Origin of the sequence: Actinoplanes sp. NPDC051513, assembly GCF_044454685.1 — a bacterium.
GTDB lineage: Bacteria > Actinomycetota > Actinomycetes > Mycobacteriales > Micromonosporaceae > Actinoplanes.
In genome coordinates this window covers 154,184-177,409 of record NZ_JBITDW010000008.1, presented here as the reverse complement: position 1 = coordinate 177,409, position 23,226 = coordinate 154,184, and the positions used below count along the sequence as shown (strand labels likewise).

At 71.1% G+C, this 23,226-nt stretch carries 20 protein-coding genes; 10 read left to right on the top strand and 10 right to left on the bottom strand.

The features are described 5' to 3' along the window. Nucleotides 1–42: 42 nt before the first annotated feature. Entirely contained in the window at nucleotides 43–1,818 is a 1,776-nt protein-coding gene (locus ACIA5D_RS26180) for a discoidin domain-containing protein (RefSeq protein ID WP_396032822.1), read from the bottom strand. Between the two features lie 1,055 nt (nucleotides 1,819–2,873). Between ACIA5D_RS26180 and ACIA5D_RS26175 the strand changes: the two genes are divergently transcribed. Further along, on the top strand, nucleotides 2,874–3,947 hold the full coding sequence (locus ACIA5D_RS26175) for a caspase domain-containing protein (protein ID WP_396032821.1): 1,074 nt from the start codon (nucleotides 2,874–2,876) through the stop codon (nucleotides 3,945–3,947). A 112-nt stretch (nucleotides 3,948–4,059) separates the two neighbouring features. On the opposite strand, the gene ACIA5D_RS26170 is transcribed toward ACIA5D_RS26175, so the two are convergent. Beyond that, a complete protein-coding gene (locus ACIA5D_RS26170) occupies nucleotides 4,060–4,248 on the bottom strand; it encodes a hypothetical protein (RefSeq protein WP_396033093.1) in 189 nt (62 codons plus the stop codon). Between ACIA5D_RS26170 and ACIA5D_RS26165 the strand changes: the two genes are divergently transcribed. From ACIA5D_RS26165 to ACIA5D_RS26155, 3 genes are read left to right on the top strand one after another with little or no spacing between them, the layout of a single operon-like run. After that, on the top strand, nucleotides 4,209–5,129 hold the full coding sequence (locus ACIA5D_RS26165) for an EAL domain-containing protein (protein ID WP_396032820.1): 921 nt from the start codon (nucleotides 4,209–4,211) through the stop codon (nucleotides 5,127–5,129). The two genes, ACIA5D_RS26170 and ACIA5D_RS26165, sit on opposite strands and share 40 nt — an antisense overlap. Beyond that, complete coding sequence (locus ACIA5D_RS26160; protein WP_396032819.1) at nucleotides 5,122–5,394, top strand: hypothetical protein; 273 nt, start codon at nucleotides 5,122–5,124, stop codon at nucleotides 5,392–5,394. Before ACIA5D_RS26165 ends, ACIA5D_RS26160 begins: the two co-directional genes overlap by 8 nt. A 53-nt stretch (nucleotides 5,395–5,447) precedes the next feature. Next, nucleotides 5,448–6,077, top strand: coding sequence for a DUF2461 domain-containing protein (locus ACIA5D_RS26155; protein WP_396032818.1), 630 nt, complete (start codon nucleotides 5,448–5,450; stop codon nucleotides 6,075–6,077). Here ACIA5D_RS26155 and ACIA5D_RS26150 read toward each other — a convergent pair. The 4 genes from ACIA5D_RS26150 to ACIA5D_RS26135 all read right to left on the bottom strand — a co-directional run bounded on the left by ACIA5D_RS26150 (nucleotide 6,033) and on the right by ACIA5D_RS26135 (nucleotide 13,268). Further along, on the bottom strand, nucleotides 6,033–7,409 hold the full coding sequence (locus ACIA5D_RS26150) for an MFS transporter (RefSeq protein WP_396032817.1): 1,377 nt from the start codon (nucleotides 7,407–7,409) through the stop codon (nucleotides 6,033–6,035). The genes ACIA5D_RS26155 and ACIA5D_RS26150 overlap by 45 nt on opposite strands. 220 nt (nucleotides 7,410–7,629) lie before the next feature. Beyond that, the gene (locus tag ACIA5D_RS26145; protein ID WP_396032816.1) at nucleotides 7,630–9,186 is read right to left on the bottom strand and encodes a hypothetical protein; all 1,557 of its coding nucleotides are present in this window, start codon (nucleotides 9,184–9,186) and stop codon (nucleotides 7,630–7,632) included. 58 nt (nucleotides 9,187–9,244) lie between these two features. Beyond that, nucleotides 9,245–10,438 (bottom strand): type III PLP-dependent enzyme, encoded by a 1,194-nt coding sequence (locus ACIA5D_RS26140; RefSeq protein WP_396032815.1) that lies wholly within the window; start codon nucleotides 10,436–10,438, stop codon nucleotides 9,245–9,247. 94 nt (nucleotides 10,439–10,532) lie between these two features. After that, a complete protein-coding gene (locus tag ACIA5D_RS26135) occupies nucleotides 10,533–13,268 on the bottom strand; it encodes a putative bifunctional diguanylate cyclase/phosphodiesterase (RefSeq protein ID WP_396032814.1) in 2,736 nt (911 codons plus the stop codon). A gap of 202 nt (nucleotides 13,269–13,470) precedes the next feature. On the opposite strand from ACIA5D_RS26135, the gene ACIA5D_RS26130 reads away from it, so the two are divergent. Beyond that, on the top strand, nucleotides 13,471–16,680 hold the full coding sequence (locus tag ACIA5D_RS26130) for a GH92 family glycosyl hydrolase (RefSeq protein ID WP_396032813.1): 3,210 nt from the start codon (nucleotides 13,471–13,473) through the stop codon (nucleotides 16,678–16,680). On the opposite strand, the gene ACIA5D_RS26125 is transcribed toward ACIA5D_RS26130, so the two are convergent. Beyond that, the gene (locus ACIA5D_RS26125) at nucleotides 16,657–17,079 is read right to left on the bottom strand and encodes a PPOX class F420-dependent oxidoreductase (protein ID WP_396032812.1); all 423 of its coding nucleotides are present in this window, start codon (nucleotides 17,077–17,079) and stop codon (nucleotides 16,657–16,659) included. The genes ACIA5D_RS26130 and ACIA5D_RS26125 overlap by 24 nt on opposite strands. 87 nt (nucleotides 17,080–17,166) lie before the next feature. On the opposite strand from ACIA5D_RS26125, the gene ACIA5D_RS26120 reads away from it, so the two are divergent. The 4 genes from ACIA5D_RS26120 to ACIA5D_RS26105 all read left to right on the top strand — a co-directional run bounded on the left by ACIA5D_RS26120 (nucleotide 17,167) and on the right by ACIA5D_RS26105 (nucleotide 20,294). Continuing rightward, a complete protein-coding gene (locus tag ACIA5D_RS26120; RefSeq protein WP_396032811.1) occupies nucleotides 17,167–18,093 on the top strand; it encodes an endonuclease/exonuclease/phosphatase family protein in 927 nt (308 codons plus the stop codon). 130 nt (nucleotides 18,094–18,223) lie between these two features. Continuing rightward, nucleotides 18,224–18,907 carry a vanadium-dependent haloperoxidase gene (locus tag ACIA5D_RS26115; protein WP_396032809.1) on the top strand — a complete coding sequence of 228 codons (684 nt, stop codon included), beginning with the start codon at nucleotides 18,224–18,226 and terminating at the stop codon, nucleotides 18,905–18,907. A 26-nt stretch (nucleotides 18,908–18,933) separates the two neighbouring features. Further along, nucleotides 18,934–19,818, top strand: coding sequence for a shikimate dehydrogenase family protein (locus tag ACIA5D_RS26110; protein WP_396032808.1), 885 nt, complete (start codon nucleotides 18,934–18,936; stop codon nucleotides 19,816–19,818). Beyond that, nucleotides 19,815–20,294, top strand: coding sequence for a hypothetical protein (locus ACIA5D_RS26105; protein WP_396032807.1), 480 nt, complete (start codon nucleotides 19,815–19,817; stop codon nucleotides 20,292–20,294). Before ACIA5D_RS26110 ends, ACIA5D_RS26105 begins: the two co-directional genes overlap by 4 nt. A gap of 49 nt (nucleotides 20,295–20,343) precedes the next feature. Here the strand turns inward: ACIA5D_RS26105 and ACIA5D_RS26100 are convergent, their stop codons facing one another. Further along, entirely contained in the window at nucleotides 20,344–20,532 is a 189-nt protein-coding gene (locus ACIA5D_RS26100) for a hypothetical protein (protein ID WP_396032806.1), read from the bottom strand. Between the two features lie 22 nt (nucleotides 20,533–20,554). Between ACIA5D_RS26100 and ACIA5D_RS26095 the strand changes: the two genes are divergently transcribed. Beyond that, nucleotides 20,555–21,349 (top strand): PhzF family phenazine biosynthesis protein, encoded by a 795-nt coding sequence (locus tag ACIA5D_RS26095; protein ID WP_396032805.1) that lies wholly within the window; start codon nucleotides 20,555–20,557, stop codon nucleotides 21,347–21,349. 19 nt (nucleotides 21,350–21,368) lie between these two features. Here ACIA5D_RS26095 and ACIA5D_RS26090 read toward each other — a convergent pair whose 3' ends face one another. Both ACIA5D_RS26090 and ACIA5D_RS26085 read right to left on the bottom strand, forming a co-directional pair. Further along, nucleotides 21,369–22,025 carry a response regulator gene (locus ACIA5D_RS26090; protein ID WP_396032804.1) on the bottom strand — a complete coding sequence of 219 codons (657 nt, stop codon included), beginning with the start codon at nucleotides 22,023–22,025 and terminating at the stop codon, nucleotides 21,369–21,371. Nucleotides 22,026–22,037: 12 nt separating this feature from the next. After that, the gene (locus ACIA5D_RS26085; protein WP_396032803.1) at nucleotides 22,038–23,120 is read right to left on the bottom strand and encodes a sensor histidine kinase; all 1,083 of its coding nucleotides are present in this window, start codon (nucleotides 23,118–23,120) and stop codon (nucleotides 22,038–22,040) included. Between the last annotated feature and the right edge of the window lie 106 nt (nucleotides 23,121–23,226).

The following is a 23,226-nucleotide window of genomic DNA, read 5'->3' as shown; positions in this document are numbered from 1 at the left end:
GGGGAAGGGGCGGGGCCGCGAGACGCGACCCCGCCCGAGCCGTCACTGGTAGACGCGGACGTAGTCCACGAGCATCTGCGAGGGGAACGGCGTGGTGGCGTCGACCGGACCGGGCCAGTCACCGCCGACCGCGAGGTTCAGGATGATGTAGAACGGGTGGTCGAAGATCCACGCGCCCCGGGTGTTCTCCACCGTCTCCTTGCTGGCGTAGAAGACCTGGGTATTGTCGAGGAAGTACTTGATGCCCTTGCTGTCCCACTCGGCAGCCCACGTGTGGAAGTCGTTGGACAGGTCGGCGTTCCCGGCGGCCTTGTACGAGCCGCCGTAGCCACCCCCGCCGTTGTACATCGGCGCGTGCAGCGTCGAGTAGCTGGTGAACGTGTCCTTGCCGAGGACCTCCATGATGTCGACCTCGCCGTTGTACGGCCACGGCCGCCCGGTGAGGAAGTCGGCGCCCATCATCCAGAACGCCGGCCAGAAGCCCTGGCCCTTCGGCACCTTGATGCGCGCCTCGACCCGGCCGTACTGGAAGGTGAACTTGCCGCCCGTGTTCATCCGGTGTGACGTGTAGTCGCGGCCGCCCACGGTCTCCTTGCGGGCCGTCATGACAAGGTGGCCCTGGCCGTCCGTGGCCGCGTTGTCGCCGTTGGTGTAGTACTCGGCCTCGCCGTTCTGCCCGGTGCCCGGGTCGATCGTCCACTTCGACTGGTCGACCCGCGTGCCGGCTGCGCCGTTGAACTCGTCGGAGAAGACCAGCCGGGTGGCCGGGAAGGTCGGGTCGGCGGGCTTGGCGGGCGGAGCCGTCGGGTTGCCGCCCGTGCCGTAGACGCTGAACTCCCACAGCGAGTAGCCGTACGCTCCGCTGCGAGCGGTGCCGTACATCCGCACGTAGCGCCCGCTGCCGGTGGCGTTGATGACGTCCTTGAACCCGTCCCCGGTCGTGGTCGAGTAGATCGTCGACCAATTCGCAGCGTCGCCGGAGACCTGGATCTGGTAGGCCCGCCCGAAGGCCGGATCCCACTGGAGGACGACCTGACTCACCTGCGCGGTCGCGCCGAGGTCCACGTAGATCCAGCCCGGGTCGACCCAGCCGGTGGTGGGGCTGGTGGCCCATCGCGAAGCCGGGTCGTTGTCGAACGCTTTGTCCGGCGTGCACGGGTTGCAGTTGGCGTCGTTCTGCTCCGACGACGCCCGCGCCGGCTTGTTGTAGGAGAGCAGCTTCGCCCCGCCGCTCGAGGTGGGCGGAGTGGTGGTCGGCGTGGTCGGCGGCGTGGTCGGCGTCGTGGTCCCGCCCGAGAAGACCTGGAACTCCCAGATGGAGTACCCGTAGGCCGCCAGGGCCCGCGTGGTCAGGTTGATCCGCACGTACCGGGCGCTGCCGGAGACCGCGATGCTCTGCTGGCCGCCCGTGCCGGTGGTGGTCGCGTACGCCTGGGTGTAGGTGGAGCCGTTGGTGGAGAACTGAATGGTGAAGGCCGTCGCGTACGCGGCCTCCCAGTTGATCGCGATCCGGCTCACCGACGTGGTGGCGCCGAGATCCACCTGCCACCACTGCGCGGCCGACCACGTGCTGGCCCACCGGGTGCCGTTGTTGCCGTCGTTGGCCTCCGACGCCAGATAGGCGCCGGCGACCTCGGACGACGACGCGGTGGCCGGCTTGCCCTGCGAGACGACCACTTCGGCGGCGTTGGCGTTGGGCGAGGCGGCGATGAGGAAGGTCGCCAGCAGGCCGGCCAATCCGGCGGTGAAGGCGAGGAATCGGGTCGGTGACGGCCGGCGCCGGCGCGTCCCGAGCCCGTCCAGGACTGGGGATGTCATGGGGCGACTCCTGCTTTGGGGGATGTTTCCGAGCGATGTCCCGTCGGGGAACGGGCTGTGAAAGCGCTCTTCGATACGACACTGTGAACCGCCGTTTCGGCGCATGTCAATGCCTGCTAGAGGCTCAGGAAGCGCTTCCCGATCTTGACGGATAAAGACCGCGCAGGTCGGCCATGAGATCAGGTCACGGTTCCGGAACAAGCAAAAAGACGCAGAGGTACGGGCACAGAAGGGCACCCGGCGCGCCGGCGACCTGAGCGGTGGGTCACGGCCATAGCGCCCGCGCCGGGCATGCGGTCGGAGAGCGGGCCAGACCCGTACGAGAAACCGCCCTACACCCCGCGGCGTCTCGGGCCAATCGCGCAGCGCGTCCAGCCGGCGCAACTCGTCACTTGCCCGGTCACCGTCACTGCGACACGACAAATGCCCGGCGCCCACACGCAGGACCGTCCCGGCCGCGACCTCGAACATCTTGGACACCCACCGCGTCCTGTCGGACAGGACCGCCTCGCCCCGAAGTCCCCGGCAGGCGAGCCCAACGCTTCCACCCGTACGAAAGCATCATGAAGTTGATCTGAGGCGCTGATCAGACAGATCGTGTCCGGTCCAGTGCCAACCTCCCTGTGCCGCCGCTTTGCCGTCCACCGTGCTGTGCAATTGGCACATGTCCTCGGCGGCGCAAAGCGGGCCTCGTGCGGCGTCTTTGCGGGGGCGCTGCCGACGTGATCCGACTGTGAGCCGCGTCTCGGTCACACTTTCGAGTGGCGGCAGGGCTGTCGACGATCCAGTCAGGACACGATCACGCTGCGGTGGCCAACGCGGAGGGCGGGGGCGCAGTCGACCTGCTCGAAAGGTACATATCGAACGTTCCACCAACAGGCGACTGCCTATTTGTTGTCGACGACAGCAATGGGTACGTAGATGAATAGCATTCATGCTCATCGGGAATTGTCGTTCGACTTGATCGAGCTTGTTTGGCGGCTCCTGATCGCTAGTATCACTGCGCGCGCAATTCGTCGGCGCTGGCGGAGTAACGCTCGACTTCGGAGATTTCAGTGGCAGGACGGCGCCACGTGGTGGCCATCGGTGTGGATGGCCCAGGCACCGGCTCCACGGCGCCGGACCTGCGGTACGCGCAGCGCGACGCGCAGGCCGTACGGGATGTGCTCTGCGACCCCGACATCGGCACCTTCGATCCCGGCGACGTCCACCTTTTCCTCGGACCCGAAGCGGGCGCTACCGAAATCAAGGCCAGCCTCCGCCGAATCGCGATCGGCTCCCGCCCGTCCGACTTATTGCTCTTCTATTTCGCCGGCCACACGGTCGCCCCGTCCTGGAGTCATGGCACCGACGTCTACTTGGTGACTCCGGACCTCGATGTGTCCAGGCTTTCCGACGATCCGGACGCGGGACTGAGGATGGCGTTCCTGGTTCGCGACGTCCTTCCGCTTTTCGCCGGCACAGCCTTGTCGATCCTCGACTGCTGCCGGGCTGGGAGCCTCGCCGGCGCCGGCGGCGTCGACATGATCAGTTTCGCCGGACGGAACGACGCGCGGCACTCCATGCTCGCCGCCTGCGCCGAGGACGAGTTCGCCCGCGAGGATCCCGCCGGCCGGCATGGACTGCTGACCCACCAGGTGCTTCGAGCGCTCCGGGGCCAGGCCCTCGACGAGCGGGGCATGGTGACGTTCGAATCGATGGCCAATTACGTCTCGGCTCAGGGACTCGACCCCGAGCCGCGCGTGGTCCTGCATTCGCGAGGGACCACCGTGCTCACCCGCCCGGATGCCCTCATTTCGGTCAAGGCTCGCCCGACACCGACGCCACCTCCGGCCGATGACGCCGTCGTGGTACGCGCGCTCCAGTCTCCCCTCGACCGGCAGTCGGCCGGCGTGCGGAGCCTCATCGGCCGCCTGGCGCGGATGGCGCGGGAACGGTCGTCCATCGCCGGCGCACATGCCGCGCAGAGCACGAGCACCACCACGTCTCGGGTCGAGTACCTGAGGGTCGGCCGTCGAGGCCGGCGAAGTGGCCTACGTCAGCCGCTCGGACGGCGAATTCATCGCGATGGACCAAACCGCCCGGTTCGACCTGGAGCGCGTGCGCCACCTCATCCGCCTCCCGGATGAAGACTCGTGCCACGGGTTCGGTCACGTGGCCGAGGACGCCACGCGGAAGCTCTGGTGTGCTCCGCTGGACCGGAACGGCGAGACCTTTCTCGCGATCGTCAATCCGCCCGATTCATTGCTGCAGCTGGAACAGGCGGGCGCGAAGGTGCTCGAAACCGTCTGGCGAGCCGACTTCGCAGCGTCTCCGGCCGAGGCCGAGATACAGGTGTTGACCGCGCTCCGCGCGGCTTTCGGCCGTCTTCCCGCCGAGCTGTTCGATCGGTGCCTCGATCTCTATCGACGGCTGCTGGAGTCCTTCCACATCGTCTTCCAGCCCGTGATCACCATCGAGAGAAGCCCGCTCAGGTCGGCGTCCACAGCTACGAGGCGCTGGCCCGGCGCGCCATCGGGGATCAAAGCGCTCCGTTCAAGATGCTCGAGGTGGCCCGCACCTGGGGAGATCACTTCGTGGTCGAGCGCGACAAGATCATCCTTCGGAAGGCGCTGTCGAGCTATGTCGCCGCGCACGCCGCTGGTCCATGGGACGTGCCGAAGCCGGTCTCGGTGAATGTCTCGGTGCGCTCGTTGCTGAACGACTCCTATGTCGACACGTTGCGGGAGACCATCGCCGAGCTCCACCTCGACGCCGGCTCGGTCACGCTGGAGATCGCCGAGCGGGACGCCATCGAGCCTTGGGACGGCGAGCAGTGGCGAGGGGCGCCACACACCTACTTCCACAATCGGCTGGCCGGAATCGTCCGGGACGTCGGCGTGGTCTTCGCCGTGGATGATTTCGGAGCCGGCTACGCCTCCGTGTCGCGCGTCGCCGAGTTGCCGCTGACCCAGATCAAGGTCGATCGGGGGATCCTCCACCACCGGCTGGCGCTTCAGGAGCTCGACCTTGTCGTTGCCCTGGCGCGTGACCCGGTCGAGCGAGGAGAGACGCCCACCCCACGCGTCGTGATCGTCGAGGGCGTCGATGACGAGTCGCCGATTACCCTGAGGCAAATTCACAAGCGCGGCATCCGGCATGTCCAGGGATACGTCACCGGCGAACGGGGCGCACCGGAGCTTCGCCGCTTGACTACCGAGACTTGTAAGGACATTGCAGCACGCGTGAGGGGCGACGATGAGAACCGTCCGGCTGGACTTACCCACAGAGATCGTCCAGGAGACGGCGTTCCCCTACGAAGGAGTGCGTGACCTCGCGGGCATCGTGCTGGCGATCGAGGGCATCAACTTCACCGCCAGCGTGGTCACGCTGGCCACGCTGAAGCAGTACGCACCCGCCCTCGCCGGAGCCATCCGCCGCTGGCGCCTGGGTCAGGACACACCGCCGATGGTGCTCACCGTCAAGGGCGAGGGCATCGACCTCACGATCGAGTTGCCGCCGAACGTCAGCACCCAGCAACTGCTTCACCAACTCGGCCCGCTCCTGGACAGCGACGAATCAAGCACGGCCCGGTAGAGGCTCGGGCGCGGCGCTGGCGCCGGCGCCCGGCTTTGCGTGAGACTCGCGGGGTGACGTTCCGTGGCTGGCCGAGTGAGGCGCTCGAGTTCTACGAGGGCCTGACCGCCGACAATTCCAAGACCTACTGGTCCGCCCGCCTCGCCTTCTACGAGGAGAAGGTGCGCGGCCCCATGCAAGAGCTGCTCGCGGCCCTGGAGCCGGAGTTCGGGCCGGGGAAGATCTTCCGGCCGTACCGTGACGTGCGGTTCAGCAACGACAAGTCGCCCTACAAGACGCATCTCGGTGCGTGGCTGGAGAGGGGCGGATACATCCAGCTGTCCGCGGACGGGCTCGCGGCCGGCTGCGGCATGTATCAGCTCGAGCCCGACCAGCTCGACCGCTACCGCAAGGCCGTCGCCAACGACCGCACCGGCAAGCAGCTCGCCGACCTGATCGCGGTCATCGGCGGCGAGGTCGGCGTGCACGGGCACGGCAGCCTGAAGACCGCACCCAGGGGCTATCCGAAGGATCACCCCCGGGTGGATCTCCTGCGCCACAAGGGAATCACCACCTGGACGGAGTGGGAGCCCGCGGCCTGGCTCGGCACCGCAAAGGCGCAGAGCCGGATCGTGGAGTTCTTCCGGAAGAGCTGGCCGCTACGCGAGTGGCTCGACGACCACGTCGGGCCGCACCGGCCCTGACTCCGGCTCGGACCCTGCTGCCGGCGCCGGCCCTGCCCCCGGCGCCGGCCCTGCCCCCGGCGCCGGCCCTGCCCCCGGCACTGGCCCTGACTCCGGCACCGGCCCTGACTCCGGCACCGGCTCGGCCGGCGACCGGCGCACGGCCAGGCCGAACAGCGCCACCGCCGGCAGCAGGAACAGCCCCGCCACCGAGATGCCGGCGCCGATCGACGCGCGCTGGGCCACCGCGCCGACCGGCGGACCGCCGGCGATCTGGCCCAGCGCGTCGGCCTGCGCCTGGATCGAGAACACCGTGGCCCGTGACCCGGGCGCGGTCGCCGACACCAGCCACACGCTCATGATCGGGTCGGCGGTGTCCCGCAGCAGCCGCACGAGCAGGTAGAGCGGCACCGCTACCCACCACTGCCCGCTCAGCCCGAACCCGATCATCGCGGCCGCGGTGACCAGGTTGACCGCCGCGAGCAGCCGTCCCACCCGCCGCGGGTCCCCGCCGTCGCCGATCGACCCCGCCTTCTCGAGCCGGCGCCCGGCCAGCCCGGTCGCCGCGATCGAGCCGAGCGCCGCGACCATGGCGAGCCCGCCGAACACCAGCTCGATCGGCCGGTCGCCGAGGAACGGCAGCAGGAACGGCTGGCTGAGCCGGTCGAAACCTTCGCTGCTCAGTCCCGCGAAGAAGGTGCCGGCCACGATGCAGGCCAGCAGCGTGCTCCCGCGGATCGCGCGGCCGCCGGCCACGACCTGGCGGCCCATCGAGCGCCAGGACCCCGTGGTGGTCGCGGCGGGCGTCCAACGTCGCTCTTTCATCACCACGATGAGGAGTACGCCGAGAGCCAGCGTCAACAAGCCGCCCGCGACGATGGGAACCGCCAATCCCGCGTACGCGAGACCGACGGCCGTCACGATGCCCAGCAGCGAGGCGGCCTGTCCGATCTGGGCGCCCCGCAGGAAGGCGGTGGTGACCCGCTCGGGCTCGATCTCGTCGGCGGCCCACGCCTCCTCAGCGCCGTCGACGCAGACCGCGCCGATGGACCACACCACGTTGGCGACCATAATCGCCGCGAATGTGGGCACCAGCCCCCAGATCAGCAGACCGGCGCCCATCAGCAGATAGCCGATGATGACGGAAAGCCGCCGGCTGACCACGTCGGCGATCACTCCGGTAGGCACCTGCGCGATGAAGCAGACGCCCTCCATCACCGTGCCGACCAGCACCAGTTGCAGGGGCGAAAGGCCGACAACGGTGGCTTGATAGACAAGGTTCAGTGTGAAGGCAACCTTGGCGGCAAACGAGCCCAGGCCGCAGATCAACAGATACAAACGATACGACGACATGCAAGGCCAACTCCGGGATCGATGAGTCCCGGTGCATCAGGGGTGCGCGTCGCTTGCTAGAGGGTCATCAGCCCGGCAGACCACGCACAGCACCGGAGGGACACACGATGCGCTGCGGGGTTGTCATGCCGAGGAGTCTGTCGAGACGCTGTCGCCCGGTCAAGCGAATTAATGGCGGGTCGGGCGGCTTGGTGGGGCGGATGGCTTGGAGTGGCGGGGCTTAGTGTGCGAGGCGGCGGAAGACGTGCGGGGCGGTGGTCAGCCCGGCCCAGACGACGACGGCCGTGATGCCGAGGACGAGGCTCGCGGCGCTGGCCACGGCGCCGATCGCCGAGGCGGCGACGAGCATCGGCATCGTCCGCACGGCGATCGCCCCGCCGAGGGCCCGCACCGACGCCGCGTAGGCGAGGTGCCGGGTGACCGACTCCGGCGAGGCGTCGGCCGCCACCCGGGCGTCCATGTCGCCCTCGAACGCCGTCTGGCTCAGCCCGGCCAGGAACTGCGCGACCAGCACCATCGGCGCGAACGCGGGCGCGAGGATCCAGCCGGCAAGCATGCCCAGACCCCAGAGCGACCAGCGCAGCACGACCGGCAGCCGCAGCTTGCCGATCCACTCGACCGCGGTGGTGGAGAGCAGGCAGCCGAGGCTGAACGCCACCGCCGCGCCGGCCACCCACCCGTCGCCGTGCAGCTGCTCGGTGACCGGGATGGCCAGCAGCGCAGGCCCGGAGGCGAGCAGCATGACGCTGCCACCCGCAGCCAGCAGCCGCGGCGAGGGGAGCGGGAAGGGCCGCGGCCGCGAGTGCCGGAAGCGAGCGCCGGGCGCCGGCCGGTCGGCCGAGCTCGGAAGGGCACCGAGGGCCGGGCCGGTTCCGAGGGCGGGGCTGCCAGGGGCGGCGCTGCTGTGGGCGGGACTGCTGAGGGCGGGACTGCTGAGGGCGGGACTGCTGAGGGCGGGGTTGCTGAGAGCGGAGCCGGTTCCAAGGGGCGGCGCTTTCGCGCGTGGGCGGGTGAGCACCGCGCGGCCGGCGGCGATCCGGGCGCGCCGGGCGGTGAGCACCGTGGGCAGGAGTGAGCCCACGTAGACCAGGAACACGGCGTGGAGCAGCCAGCCGGTCGGGTAGCCGTCGGGACCATTGGGCAGCAGGGCGGCCAGCGCTGTGCCCGCGGCCTCGACGCCCGCGATGCAGACCGCGTAACGGGTCATCGAGCGCGGCGAGGCGTCGATGGCGCTCACCTCGGCGCGCATCCCGGCGAAGCCGGCCCAGGCGGCCACGTGCATGACGACGATCCCCGCCGCGACCACCGCGGGCGGCGCGCCGGCGACGAGGCCGCCGAGCACCGCGAAGCGCAGCAGCGCCTCGACGGCGGCGGCGCCGCGCAGAAGAGTGCGGCCGTTCAGCCGCCGCGACAGCCAGCCGGTGACCGGCGCCGACAGCACGACGCCGCCGAGCATGGCGGCGTTGTAGAGCGCGGCCTCGGCGAGCCCGCCCCGCGCGGTCGCCAGCAGCACCACGACGGTCCAGCCCAGGGCCATGCCGAACGAGTCGACGATCCCCGAGACGAGCAGCTCGCGCAGCCGCCCGGCCCGCCGCATCCCGCCCGGCCCGGCCCGCCGCCGCCCGCCCCGCCGCCCGCCCTGCCGCGGGGCAACCGCCGCGACGCCGGGCCCGGCGGGCCGCGACAACGATGCGGCGCCAGGCCCGGTGGGTGAGGACAGCACGGTGCCTGGCCCGGTGGGCGGCGGGGACAGCGGGTTCAGCCCGTCGAGTGGCAAGGGAGGAGCTCGCGCGTCGGGCCCTGATGAGATGCCGTTCGCAGCGTTCGGCAAGTCATCAACGTTCGCCGCCGACGAAGAGGGGCGTGGGCGGCGGGAAACCGTTGAAGGAGGACGCGTACGCCAGCGTGTACGCGCCCGCCGATCCGAAGTAGAGGACGTCCCCGACCGTGAGGGTGGCCGGCAGCTCCACCCCGTACGCGATGGTGTCGGAACTGTCGCAGGTAGGCCCGGTCAGCGTGTAGCGAAGGCGGGACACCGAAGCGTGCCCGGCGATCGAGCTCCACATCGGATAGTCCCAGCCGCCGGCGGTCTGCATCGGCTCGATCAGGCCGTGGTAGGCGCCCACCTCGAGGAACAGCCAATGCTCGTCGCCGCGGATCTCGCGGCCGATGATGGTGGCCGCCATGACCGAGGATTCGGCCACCAGATGGCGGCCGGGCTCGGCGGCGATCAGCGCGGGGCGGTAGGGCAGGGCGGCGATCTCATCCGCGATCACCGAGCCGATCTGCTCGATCGAGGGCTCGCCGGCGATGTACCGCGCGGGGAAGCCGCCGCCGAGGTCGAGCATCTCCAGCGTGATGCCGTCGGCCAGCAGGCGTCCCATCAGCTCGCCGGCCGCGCGGATCGCGGAGCGCCACGCGCCGGTGCTCTCGCACTGGGAGCCGACGTGGAAGGTGACGCCGTAGGGGCGCAGGCCCATCCGCTGCGCGAGCAGCATGAGGTCGTAGGCGTCCTCGACGTCGGTGCCGAACTTGTGCGACAGCGGGAAGACGCTGGTGCTGTCGTCGACGCGCAGGCGCACGTAGACGGCCGCGCCGGGCGCGGCCTCGGAGATCTTGGCGAGCTCGCCGGGGGAGTCGAAGGCGAAGCGCCACAGGCCGGCCTTGGCCGCGGCGCCGATCTGGCCGACCGGCTTGACCGGGTTGCTGTGCAGCACGGCGGCCGGGTCGACGCCGAGCGCCTGGAGCATCCGCAGCTCGCCGATCGAGGCGACCTCGAAGCTCGCGCCCCGGTCCGCGAGGGTCCGCAGGATCTCCGGCGACGGGTTGCACTTCATGGCGTAGAACGTCGAAACCCCGGGCAGCGCCGAGCTGAACGCCGCATACCGGGCCGCGACTGTGTCGAGGTCGGTCACCAGGTAGGGCGTGGGCACGTCGATCAACCGCAACGCGTCGGGGTGGAGCGCCGCCGGCCAGGAGGCGGCAGGGGCGTCGGCGCTCGTCGTGAGGGCGATTGTGCCGGTGCTCATGCGGCTCCTTCTGGTGGCGGCTCATCGGCCGCGGACGGGAGGGGACGGGCGAAGGGAACGGCGGGGGATGGGCGAAGGGGACGGCGGGGAGGGCTCAGCGGACGGCGTCGGCGCCGTCGAGGAACAGGCGGCCGGCCTCGTCGGCCGGGACCGGGCGGGAGAAGTAGTAGCCCTGCGCGAACTGGCAGCCCATTTCGCGCAGCGCCGCGAGCTGGCCGAACTCCTCGATTCCCTCGGCGACCGTGGCCATGCCGAGGCTCTTGCCGAGCTGGACGATCGTGTCGGCCAGCGCGGTGTCGTCGGTGAGGGCGCCGAGGCGCTCCACGAACGAGCGGTCGATCTTGAGGGTGTCGACCGGGAAGCGGCGCAGGTAGGCCAGCGACGAGTAGCCGGTGCCGAAGTCGTCGATCGCGAGCGTCACGCCGAGCGCCTTGAGCCGCAGCAGCTGCTCGAGGTTGTCGTCGGTGTCGGTCATCAGCACGCTCTCGGTCATCTCGAGGCAGAGCTGGTCAGCCGGCATGCCGGTCTCGGCGAGGATCCCGGCGACGACCTCGACCAGGTCGGCGCGGTCGAACTGGCGCACCGAGACGTTGACCGCCATCTTGACCTTCCGGCCACCCGACGCCGCGCTCCACTCGACCGCCCGGCGGCAGGCCTCGCGCAGCACCCAGCGGCCCAGCGGCACGATGAGGCCGGTCGCCTCGGCGATCGGGATGAACTCGGCCGGCGGGATCATGCCGCGCTCGGGATGCTGCCAGCGGGCGAGCGCCTCGAAGCCGACGACCTCGCTGGTCGCCAGGTCGACCGTGGGCTGGTAGTGCAGGTGCAGCTGGCCGCGCTCGAGGGCGAGACGCAGGTCGGCCTCCAGCTCGAGCCGGGCGACGAGCCCGGCGAGCATGTCGGGGTGGTACGCCGCGTAGCAACTGCCGCCGGCCGCCTTCGCCTTGTACATGGCCAGGTCGGCGTTGCGCATGAGCTGCTCGGCGACGTCGCCCTCGGGCTCGCCCAGCTTCGAGGCCGAGGCGAGGCCGATGCTGGCCTGCACGTGGATGTCGCGGGTGTCGCTGCCGAACGGCTGCTCGAGCACCTCGACGATGCGCTGCGCGACGCCTTCCGCCTCGTCGCCCGAGCCGGAGCCGGAGGAGGGCGACTCGACCAGCACCGCGAACTCGTCGCCGCCGAAGCGGGCCACCAGGTCGCCGTCGCGCACCGAGGCGCGCAGCCGGTCGGCGACCTGCACGAGCAGCTGGTCGCCGGCGAGGTGGCCGAGGCTGTCGTTGACCTCCTTGAAGCCGTCGAGGTCGAGGAAGAGCACGGTGACGTCGTCGGCGGGCCCGCGCTTGCGCAGCGCCTCGGCGACCCGCTCGCGGAACAGCGCGCGGTTGGCGAGCTGGGTGAGCGCGTCGTGGTACGCCTCGTGCACCAGCTGGTCCTGGAGCTCCTTGCGCTCGCTGATGTCGCGGGTGTTGAGCACCAGCCCGGCGACGCTCGGGTCGGAGAGCAGGTTCGTGATGGTCATCTCGGCCTGGCGGACCCGGCCGTCGCGGTGCCGCACCGCCAGCTCGAGCACGGTCGTCGCGTACGGACGGCCGGCGACCTGCCGCAGCGCCTGGGCGAGCCGGAGGCCCGACTCGGGGTCGACGAGCTTGGTGAGCCGCCGCCCGGTGAGCGCCCGCGCCGGATAGCCGAAGACCCGCTGCACCGACTCGCTCTGGTACAGCACGTCCGCCTCGGGCGAGACGACGGTGACGACGTCCGAGCTGTGCTGCACGAGCGCGTGGAACCGCTGCTCGCTGGCGAACAGCTCGGCGGTGCGGTCGGCGACGCGCGCCTCGAGCGTACGGGTGAGGTCGCGGTTCTCGCGGAGCGTGAGCAGCTGCCGCCCCACGATCAGCAGGATCAGCGCCGACCGGGTGTAGGCGACGAAGAGGTTGCTGTGCCCGGTCTTGGCGTACCAGACGACGGTGGTGAACAGGGCCGCGAGCACCGCGACGTAGGGGAGCAGGATGCCGATCGGCTGGCCGCCGTCGGTGGTTTCGTGCTCCTCGTCGGTGGCCGCCGGGATGGGCTTGGTCGCGGCGAGCAGGATCAGCGAGAAGCCGGCGAACCAGCCGATGTCGGTGATGCCGCCCGAGGAGTACTCGCCCTTGAGGTTGAGGTACGCGTAGGCGATGTCGGAGACCGCGAACGCGACGATGCCGCCGCCGACCAGCGCGAGGTGCGTGAAGGTGCGCCCGTGCCGCCGCTGCTGGGCGAGCATGTAGAGCACGATGGTCACGATGACCACGTCGCCGAGCGGGTAGGTCAGGCTCACGTAGAGCGCGAGCGCGGTGTCCTGCCCGGCCTCGATCAGCGGCGCGACCACGAAGATCCAGGCGATCAGCGAGAGCGAGGCGGCGACCATGAGGCCGTCGAGCACGCTGCGGACGCGGTTGGCGAGGGCCTGGGCGCGGCTCGGCAGGATCAGCAGGCCGGCCGGGGTGAGCGCGACCATCCCGAGGTAGCCGACGTCGGCGGCCGACGGGAACGGCGCTTCGACGCCGCGGAACGTCTCGAGGTAGACCCAGGCGCATTGCCCCAGCCCCCAGCTGAGCACGCCCAGGCCGATGAACGCCCAGCCCCAGCGCATCCGGCCGGTGAACTGGTGTGCCCGCAGCAGGCAGGCGACGGCCGCGGTGATCGCGGCGTAGCTGAGTCCGAAGTTGGAGACGAGCTGCGCGGTGCGCGGGCCGCCCACGACCGCTCCGAGCACCACGGCGAAGGCGACGACGACCGCGCCGACCACCAGGCACAGCCGCGACCAGCGGCTCAGCGCGACCCTGCCTGTCATGGGCTCTCCGGTCGGGTTGTCCTTCGGCGGATGTCCGTCCCGGGAGGGACGGATGTACCGGAGATCGGGACCGGCGGGCCGCGCTTGAGGGTTTCGCCGGGCAGAACCTGTGGCGCCGGGTGCAACTCGGATGCAGTCCCATTGACATTCGTCACTGCTCCGACAACGTTGTCATAGAGACGGAAGACCACCGGAGGTTGCGATGCTCCCCTCAATCTCGGCCGCCCTGCTCGCCGCGAGCCTCGCCGTGGCGCCGGTCGCGGCGAACACCGACCCGGTCGACCTGGTGAACCCGTTCGTCGGCACCGAGAACTTCGGCAACACCTTCCCCGGCGCGAGCGCACCCTTCGGGATGGTGCAGGTCAGCCCGGACACCGGCGGGCAGGGCGGCTACGACTACCGGCAGAGCTCGATCTACGGCTTCAGCCAGACGCACCTGTCCGGGGTCGGCTGCGGCGTGGCCGGCGAGCTGCCGATCATGCCGACGACCGGCGCGATCACGAGCGTCGACCCGGCCGCCTATCGCTCGGCCTACTCGCACGACGACGAGGAGGCCTCGCCGGGCTACTACCGGGTCGGGCTGACCAGATATCAGATCTCGGCGGAGCTGACCGCGACCCCGCGCACCGGCTGGCAGCGCTACGCGTTCCCCTCCACCGCGGCCGCGAACATCCTGTTCAACACCGGCAAGGCCAACCAGTCGGTCTTCGACTCCGAGATCCACGTGGTCGGCGACCGCACCGTCGAGGGGCGCGTGCACGCCGGCAACTTCTGCGCCGGCAAGGACGACCACACCGTCTACTTCACGGCGCGGTTCGACCGGCCGTTCGCGTCGTTCGGCACCTGGCGCGGCTCGTCGCTGAATGCCGGCACGAGGGATGCCGCGGGCACGGGTGGTAACGGCGCCTTCGTCACGTTCGACGCGTCGGCCGACCGCGATGTCACGGTGAAGGTGGGCCTGTCCTACACCGGCCTCGCGGGCGCCCGCGCCAACCTGGCCGCCGAGACGGGCGAGGGCTTCGACTTCGACCGGGTCCGTGCGTCGCTGCGCGCCACGTGGGTGGCCGCTCTTGCCAAAATCAAGATCGGCGGGGGTACGGGTGACCGCAGAGTCGCCTTCTACACCGCCCTCTACCACTCCCTGCTGCACCCGAACCTGGCCGGCGACGTCGACGGGTCGTACGTCGGGTTCGACCGCGCCGTGCACCGGGCGGACGGGTACACGCCGTACCAGAACTTCTCGCTCTGGGACACGTACCGGCCGCAGAACCAGCTGCTCGAGCTGCTCACCCCGGAGGTGGCCCGGGACGTGGCACTGTCCGTGGTGGCGATCGGGCGCGACGGCGGATGGCTGCCGCGGTGGGCGCTCGCCGACAGCGAAACCAACATCATGACCGGCGACCCGGTCACGCCGTTCCTGGTGGAGGCCTGGTCGAAGGGGTTGCTGCGTGGGCACGAAGAAGAGGCGTACGCGCTGCTGCGCGCCAACGCGACCAGCCAGCCGCCCGCGTCGTCGCCGTACAACGGGCGGACCGGGGTCGACTACTACAGCGCCCGCGGCTACATCCCGTCGGGGCTGCGGCTCGGGACGGACTGCGCGGCCAAGGGCGGCGACAACGACTGTCAGCACCCGGCGTCGGCCACCCTCGAGTACGCGGCGGCGGACGCGGCCCTCGCGCTGATGGCCCGGGGCCTGGGGAAGGCGGCGGACGCGGCGATGTTCGCGGGGCGCGGGCAGCGGTACCGCAACCTCTGGGACTCCTCGATCCAGCAGTTCCGGCCGCGGACGGTGGCGGGGACGTGGCTGACCCCGTACGACCCGGTGGGCGCCGCCGAGCAGTTCCACGAGGGCGGGGCCTATCAGTACCAGTGGCTGGTGCCGCAGGACCCGGCCGGGCTGGTGCGGCTGATGGGCGGCCGGGGCGCGGCCGAGAAGCGGCTGGACGACTTCTTCGCGTACGCGGCGCTCTTGACGGATCCGGCGGGGACGGCCCGGACCGCATGGATCGCCAGCCCTTACGACTACTACGCCAAGCCGACCTACAACCCGAACAACGAGCCCGACCTGCTCGCGCCGTACATGTACCACTGGGCGGGGGCGCCGGCGAAGACCGCGACCGTCGTGCGCGCGGCGATGACCCTGTTCACCACCGGGCCGGACGGGATGACCGGCAACGACGACCTCGGCACGATGAGCGCCTGGTATGTGTTCTCGTCGCTTGGGCTGTACCCGACGATGAGCGGGGCGAACTTCCTGGCGGTGTCGAGCCCGCAGTTCCCGTCGGCGGAGGTCGCGGTCGGCGCCACCACGCTCAGGATCACCGCACCCGGTGCCTCGGACGCCAACCGCTACGTCCAGCGGGTCCGGGTCAACGGCGCCTCGCTGCCCAACAACTGGATCCCCTGGTCGGCGATCGGCTCGGGCGGGACGATCGCGCACACCCTCGGGACGGCGCCGTCGTCGTGGGGGACCGGGGTGGCCGACCAGCCGCCGTCGGTGAACCAGGCGCCGGCGGACGGGCGCACCCACCTCGACGCGTCGATCCGGCCCTCCTCGGCGGCGCTGGCGCCGGGCGGGAGCGTGACGCTGACCGTGGACGTCGTCGGGCAGGCGCCCGGCGTGCTGCGCCCGCACCTTTCGGTTGCCGCCCCCGAGGGGTGGAAAGTTTCCATTCGCCAACCGCAACCGATCGTTTCCCACCGCAAGCCGACCGCCGCCTCAGGGGCGGTGACGGTCTCGGCTCCGGCGGGGGCGGCCTTCTCCTCGTACGATATGTCGGTCTCGGTGAGCGCCCGTGGCACCGAGCCGGAGGCAACGACGGCGAGCTTGATCGTCAGGAAGCCTTTGACCTGCGCTGTTGTCGGCGAGTCCGGGTGCGCCGTGGATCTTGGCAGCGAGCTCACCCGCGACGGAACCGCGACAGTCTCGTCGCCGGCGGAGGGAAATTTCGACGGCGGCGGGTGGAGCTACGACGCGGCGCTGATGCCCGCGGCCGGCCCGGTGACGTGGGGAGGGGTGGCCTTCGACGCGCCGGATCCGTCGGGCACCGCGCCGAATTTCGTGCAGGCGAATGGCCGGCCGCTGCTGCTGCCGCCCACCCCTTCAAGATCGATACATCTCGTTCTGACCTCGCACAACGGCCCGGTGAGCGGCGCGCTGACCCTGGGTTACGAGGACGGGACGACCGCCGAGGCGCCGCTCACGGTGGCGGACTGGTGCGGCAGCGCGGCCGCGGGCACGACGACCGCGCTGGCGATGGACCACCGGATCAAGGCCGGCCAGGGCGTCGACGGCCCACCGGTGAACCTCTTCGAGACGACCATCCCGGTGGGTGCGGGCCTGCGGTCGATCACCCTTCCGGCCGAGCCGCGCCTCTATCTCTATGCGCTAACCCTGGACCCAGCCGTATAGGTGCTCGACGTGGATGTGGACGACCAGCCGGCCGTCGGCCACCATGGCCCGGCGGTAGTCGTCCCAGTCCGGGTGCTCCTTGCCGGCGATCAGCCGGTAGACCTCGATCAGCTCCCCGACCACCGCGTCGTCGAGGGCCCACGACACCGCGCTCAGCTCGGCCGTGCCCTCGGCCACCGCGTAGCCGTGACCGCCCGGGGCGGTGACCTTCATGCTCACCCGGGGGTCGCGGCGCAGGTTGTGCACCTTCGCGAGCGCCGTCCTGGTGGAGAAGCGGATGAGCCGGTCGGCGGCGTGGTAGCTGACGTCCGACAGCTGCGGTCGCCCATCCTTCTTGATCGTCGCCACGGTCCCCAGCGAGCCGGCCGTGATGACACCCCAGAGGAGATCTTCAGACATGATCCGAACCCTAACTCGGTCGAAAGGACCAGACCGGCGATCGCTCTCGATCACTCTACGTGATCATCTACTTGTTACTGTGGGGCGGTGCCCCCGATTCGCGCCCTCGCCTCGCGATCGCTGATCCTCACGGCACTCGCCGTTCTCGGCACCGCGGCGCCCGCGGCCGCGTCGGTGGCCGGCCCCGCGCCGCCCGAGTCCGCGCTGGACGTGCTCGCCGGCACCCCGGCGACGGCCGACCTGGACGTCATGACCTTCAACCTCCGGTTCGCCGGTAGCGTCCCGCCGAACTCCTGGGCCCAGCGCCGCCCGGTGATGCGCACCCTGCTGACGAGCGAGCGGCCCGACCTGCTCGGCACCCAGGAGGGCCTCGCCGGCCAGCTGCGCGACATCGAGAGCGACCTGGGCCCCGGCTACGACTACATCGGCCTGGGCCGCGAGGGCGGCCACCTCGGCGAGCACATGGCGATCTTCTTCGACAAGGCCCGGCTGCTGCCGCAGAAGTCCGGCAACTACTGGCTCTCGGCGACGCCGCAGGTCCCCGGATCCATCGGCTGGGACGCCGCCCACATCCGCATGGTCACCTGGGTGCTCTTCGCCGACCTCGAGACCGGCCGACACTTCTACGCCGTCAACACCCACCTCGACAACGTCAGCGAGAACGCCCGCCGCCAGGCCGCGGCGCTCATCGGCGACCGGCTCGCCCGCCTCGACCCGCTGCCGATCGTGCTGACCGGCGACTTCAACAGCCCCGCCGAGCCGCGCAGCCAGGTCTACCGCCTCCTGGTCGACCGGGCCGGCCTGCGCGACACCTGGACCGAAACCCTTCGGCGCGGACCCGCCTGGGCCACGATTCACAACTATCAGCCCCTGATCCGCGACGGCGAACGCGACGACTGGATCCTCGCCTCCGCGGGCGTCACCGCGCTGGCCACCCTGGCCAACACCTACCGCGACGGACACCAGTACCCGAGCGACCACCTGCCGGTCCAGGCCCGCCTCCGCCTCCCGTAAGCCGGCATGAAGTCCGAGATCTACCAGCGGAAACGGCCGTCCGGCCGAGGCGCTCCGTGCGCCGCAGGAGCAGGGTCGTCGCTGGAAATCGGAACAAAGGGGAGGGAGTTCGTCATGAGCACTGTCCGCCGTGTCGCGGTGGCCGCCGTCGCCGTCGCCCTGGTCCCAGCGTTCGCCGCGCCGGTACACCCGGGAGTTCGCCGAGGCGAAGGCGCTCGGGTCGGCCACCTCCACCGCTCGCACCCCCGCGCAGACCGATGTCGCGCTGTTCTTCTCCGGCAACGCCGCCGTGCAGGTCAACACGGCGCTGCGTGACCAGGTGGCAAGGCGCGGCATGGACATCGTGGACGCCGCCCGGATGTTCGCGGCGGTCGACATGACCGTGCTGGACGCGCTGATCGTGACCTGGCAGGCCAAGCTCGACCGCGCCTACTGGCGGCCGATCACCGCCGTCCAGCTGGCCGACACCGACGGCAACCCGGCGACCGCTGCCGACCCGGCCTGGACCCCGCTGCTCACCACGCCGAACTACCCGGACTACGTGAGCGGCTACAACGCGGTGATCGCCGCGTCCTCCCGGGCCTTGGAGCACGTCGTCGGCGCCCGGCTGAACCTCACACTGGTCTCCACCGCCGCGCCCGGCGCCACCCGGCACTACGACAGCGGCACCGCCCTTCGCGGTGACGTGGTAGACGCCCGGATCTGGCTGGGCATCCACTTCCGTACCGCCGACACCGTAGCCCGCACGCTCGGCATCGACCTGGCCGACTGGGCGGCCCGCCACTACTTCCGCCCCACCGCCCGGCACGGCTGACCGGGGTGGTGACGACCCTGTGGTTCGTGGGAGTGTCGACCGGCCGGTCCGTGGTGAACGCGGCCTTCCCGCTGTGGATGGCCGGCCTCGGCCGCGACATCCGGCTGGCCGGGCGGGACCTGCCGGTCGGCGCGCCCGCGGCGAACTACCGTGCCCTGATCGCCGAGTTGCGGACGGGCGCGGCGCAGGGTGCCGTGATCACTTCGCACAAGGTCGCGGTGCGGCGCTCGGCCGGCGACCTCATCGATTGGCTCGACCCGATGGCGACCGAGTGCGGCGAGGTCAACGCCCTGCGGTGGCAAGACGGCAGGCTCCTGGGCTTCGCGCGGGATCCGCTGTCGATCGGGCGGGTGGTCGACGAGATCTGGCCGCGCGGCGAGCAGGTGATCTGCCTCGGCGCCGGGGGCAGCGCGATCGCTCTCGGCCGCCACCTGCTGTCCCGCCCGGGGCCGCCGGGACAGATCACCTTCACCGACCGGAGCACGGTGGCGGCGGAACACCTCCGGACGGTCCTGGCGCCGTGGGCGGACCGATTCACCGTACGGGTCGGGGAAGGGCCGTGGGATGCCTTGGTCACGGGCGGGCTGCCCGGCTCGCTCGTGGTCAACGCCACCGGGCTCGGCAAGGACCTCCCCGGTAGTCCGCTCTCCGCGACCGTCCGGTTTCCCGAGGCCGCCGTGGTGTGGGATCTGAACTATCGCGGTGACCTGGCCTTGCTTCGGCAGGCGCGGCAGCGCGGTGACCTGGTCGCGCACGACGGCTGGCAGCTGTTCTGCCACGGCTGGGCAGCCGCGCTCGGTCCGATCCTGGATCTGCCCGACGAGGTGGCGACCGCGCGCCGTTTCGCCGCGCTCGCGCAACCGTTGCGACCGGCCGGACCTTCCCCGCGGCCGCGCCGATCACCGGCGTGACCCTGCACCAGGGCCGCGCCGTGCACGCCGAGCAGTGGCGGCCCGGCGGCGACCTGCTGCGCGACGACGATCCGGCGACGGCCCGGCTCTTCGCGGCCCCGCTGGCCCGTCTGGTCGACCTGGCCGCCGACATCGAGATCGGCGGCGCCGAGCCCGGCGCGGTCGAGCCGCCGTTGCCCAACCCCGAGTGGACCCGCTGGGACCACGACGATCCCGGCGTCTGGCCGCGCATCCCGTACTTCGAGGGACACGACGAGTCGCGCGTGCCGGGGTTCGTGGTCGAAGCGGCCTTGCGGGTCCGGGACCGGCTCTCCGAGATCTACCTGCCGCGGGTCCTCGGGCACGCCGACTGGGAGTCGCCCCTTCACCGACGAGGAGATCGAGGTCGCCTGGGCGGCGAGCCTGTGGCTGGCCCTGCACAACGCTCGCGCCGAGGCCCTGCACGCCGGGACGCTGCACGCCGAGACGCTGCATGATCGCAGGCCGGTGGCGTTGAACGCGGTGGCGTCCCAGGCGACCGAGCGCCTACGTCTGGCGGGCGCCTAGGGATGCGAACCAGTTCTCCAGCTCGCGGGCGGAACGGGCCTGAACCCACCCGGGATCCCAGGTCAGGTCGTCGATCGCGTGGTAGGGGAGGCCGAGACGATCGCCGAGGCGGCGCGCCAGCGTCGATTTGCCGGAACCGGTGACCCCGTAGACCAGAATCCGTCGCACCCGGTCACCTTACGATTCATTCGTGTTCACCGTTGTCCGTGCATGCCTGCGGGACGGCGAGGGCGGCAGCCCGACCGCCGTGCTCGACGAGTCGCCGATGCCCGACGACGAGCGCCGGCTGGCGCCGGGGCGAGCGGGCGCCTCGCACGCGGTCTTCGTCGCGCCGAACGGGACCCTGCGGTTCTTCACGTCCGAGGGGGAGTTGCCGGCCTGCGGGCACGGGACGGTGGCGGCGCTGGCGCTGCTCGCCCATCGAACCGGTCGCGCCGAGCACCTGCTGAAGGTCGGTGGCCGCACCTTCTGGGGCCGGGCCGTTCTCGGCGAGGACGGCCTCTTCGACGCCGCCTTCGACCCTGGCCCGATCACCACCCGTGACCCCCTATTCGACGAAATTTCCGAAATGTCGGATGCAGTGGGTGTGGCGGCTGGCGTGGCGTCGGCGGCCGGCGTGGCCTGTGTCGCCACGCTGGGGCGGCCCCGGCTTCTCCTGCCGGTGGCCGACCGGGCGACCGTCGCTCGCCTGACCCCCGACCTCGAGCGCCTGCGCGCCGCCTCCGACCGGTTCGGCCTGCTCGGCTGCTATGTCTACGCCGTGCCCGACGCCGACGGCCGGGCCACCGCCCGCATGTTCGCGCCGGCCATCGGCGTACCCGAAGACATCGCCAACGCCAACAGCACCGCCTGCCTGGCCGCCCACCTCGGTCGCGACCTTCGGGTCGACATGGGCGACTCGCTCGGCAGCCCCGCCACTGTGACCGCCACGGCACAGCCGAGCGGCATCCTGGTCGGCGGCCTCGCGGCGATCTTGATGATGTAGCGCGGCAGCTCATCTCGATTCAGGAGCTGACCAGGCCGTCCTCGAAGGCGATGATCACCAGCTGGACCCGGTCGCGGACGCCCAGCTTGGCGATCGCGCGCGTGATGTGGGTCTTGGCGGTGAGCGGGCTGATGAACAGCTCCCGCGCGATCTCCTCATTGGACAGCCCGCGAGCCACCAGCCGCACCACCTCGCGCTCCCGCTCGGTCAGCACCGCCAGCCGATCGCCGCCGGAGGCAACCGCCGGCACGGGCCGGTTGGCGAACTCTCCCACCACCCGGCGGGTCACGCTCGGCGACAGCAACGCGTCACCGCGGGCGACCACCCGCACCGCCTCGCGCAAACCTTCGGGGGCGATCTCCTTGGTCAGAAAGCCGCTCGCCCCGGCCGCGAGCGCCGCGAACACGTACTCGTCGGTCTCGAACGTCGTCAGGATGACGACCCGCGTCCCGGGCAGCGACGCCAGGATCTCCCGCGTCGCCGCGATCCCGTCCAGGCCCGGCATCCGGATGTCCATGAGGATCACGTCGGGCCTCAGTTCCCGCGCGGTGCGGACCGCCTCGTCGCCGGTGGCCGCCTCGCCGACGACCGTGATGTCCCGGTCGCGGCGCAGCAGGCTGCGGAAACCGGCGCGGACCAGGTGCTGGTCGTCGGCGAGGAGAACGGAGATGGTCATGGAGCGCCTTCTCTACGGAAAGGGGATCGTTGCTCGTACGGTGAAACCGGTCTTGCCCGGACCGGCCGTGAGCGCGCCGCCCAGCGCGGCCACCCGCTCGCGCATGCCCGAGATGCCGTGCCCGTCCGCCACGTCGGCGGAGCTCGAGCCGTCGTCCTGCACGTCGACCACGACGCTGGCCGGCGCGTAACGCAGCGTGATCGCCACCTTGTGCGCCTGGGCGTGACGCACCGTGTTGGTCAGCGACTCCTGCACCACCCGGTAGACCGCCGTCGCGACCGGCGCCGGCACCTCGGCCCGGTCGCCGAACTCGTTGAGCGACACGTGCAGCCCCGCCGCCCGCACCTGATCGGCGAGCCGGTCCAGGCCGTCCAGATCTTCCACCGAGCCGTCCCGCAGCACGCCGACCAGCGACTTCAGGTCGGTCATCGCCCGGCCGCGCACCTCCTGCGCGAGCCGCAGCGACTCGCGCGCCTCGGCCGGGTCGGCGTCGAAGGCGTCGAGCGCCACGTTCAGGTGCACGCCCACCACCGCCAGCGTGTGCGAGACGACGTCGTGCAGGTCCCGGGCGATCTCCACCCGCTCCTCGGCGCGGCGGCGCCGGGCGTCGAGCTCACGCTCGTGCTCGTCCTGCGCCAGCCGGTGGGCGACCTCGCCGCGCCAGCGCAGCGTGTTCCGGTACGCGGTCGCGGCCGCCAGCACCGCGGCCATCCACAACGTCTCGCCGCCGACGTGCGCGAGCGCCCACTCGCCACCGTGGTGGATGTCGGCGTAGCCGTCCCAGGCGAACCCGAAGAGCAGCCCGCAGCCGACCGCGATCACCGCGGTCCGCAGCCGACCGGCCAGGACCAGCGCGGCGGCCGCGGCGCTGGCCGGCCATACCCAGCCCGAGCCGATGAGGTCCGCGGTGCGCCATGCGATCACGCTGAGGATCGACACGATGAGCACGGTGAGCGGCCGGCGCCGCAGGAAGAGGGTGAACACCGCGAGCCAGAACGCCAGCGTCACGGTCATGACCGTCTGGATGTTGCCGTCGGTGATGGCCAGCCCGGCCGGCACCCCGACGAAGGTGAGCACAGCAGCGATTCTTGTCATGCCCGGCACGCTAATTTCGGGCGCGGCCTGTCCGCGTCGTCCCACGGCCGTCACCCTCACGGACGCCTCCCGAGTAGGCGACTACTCCAATCGATGTAGCCGACAT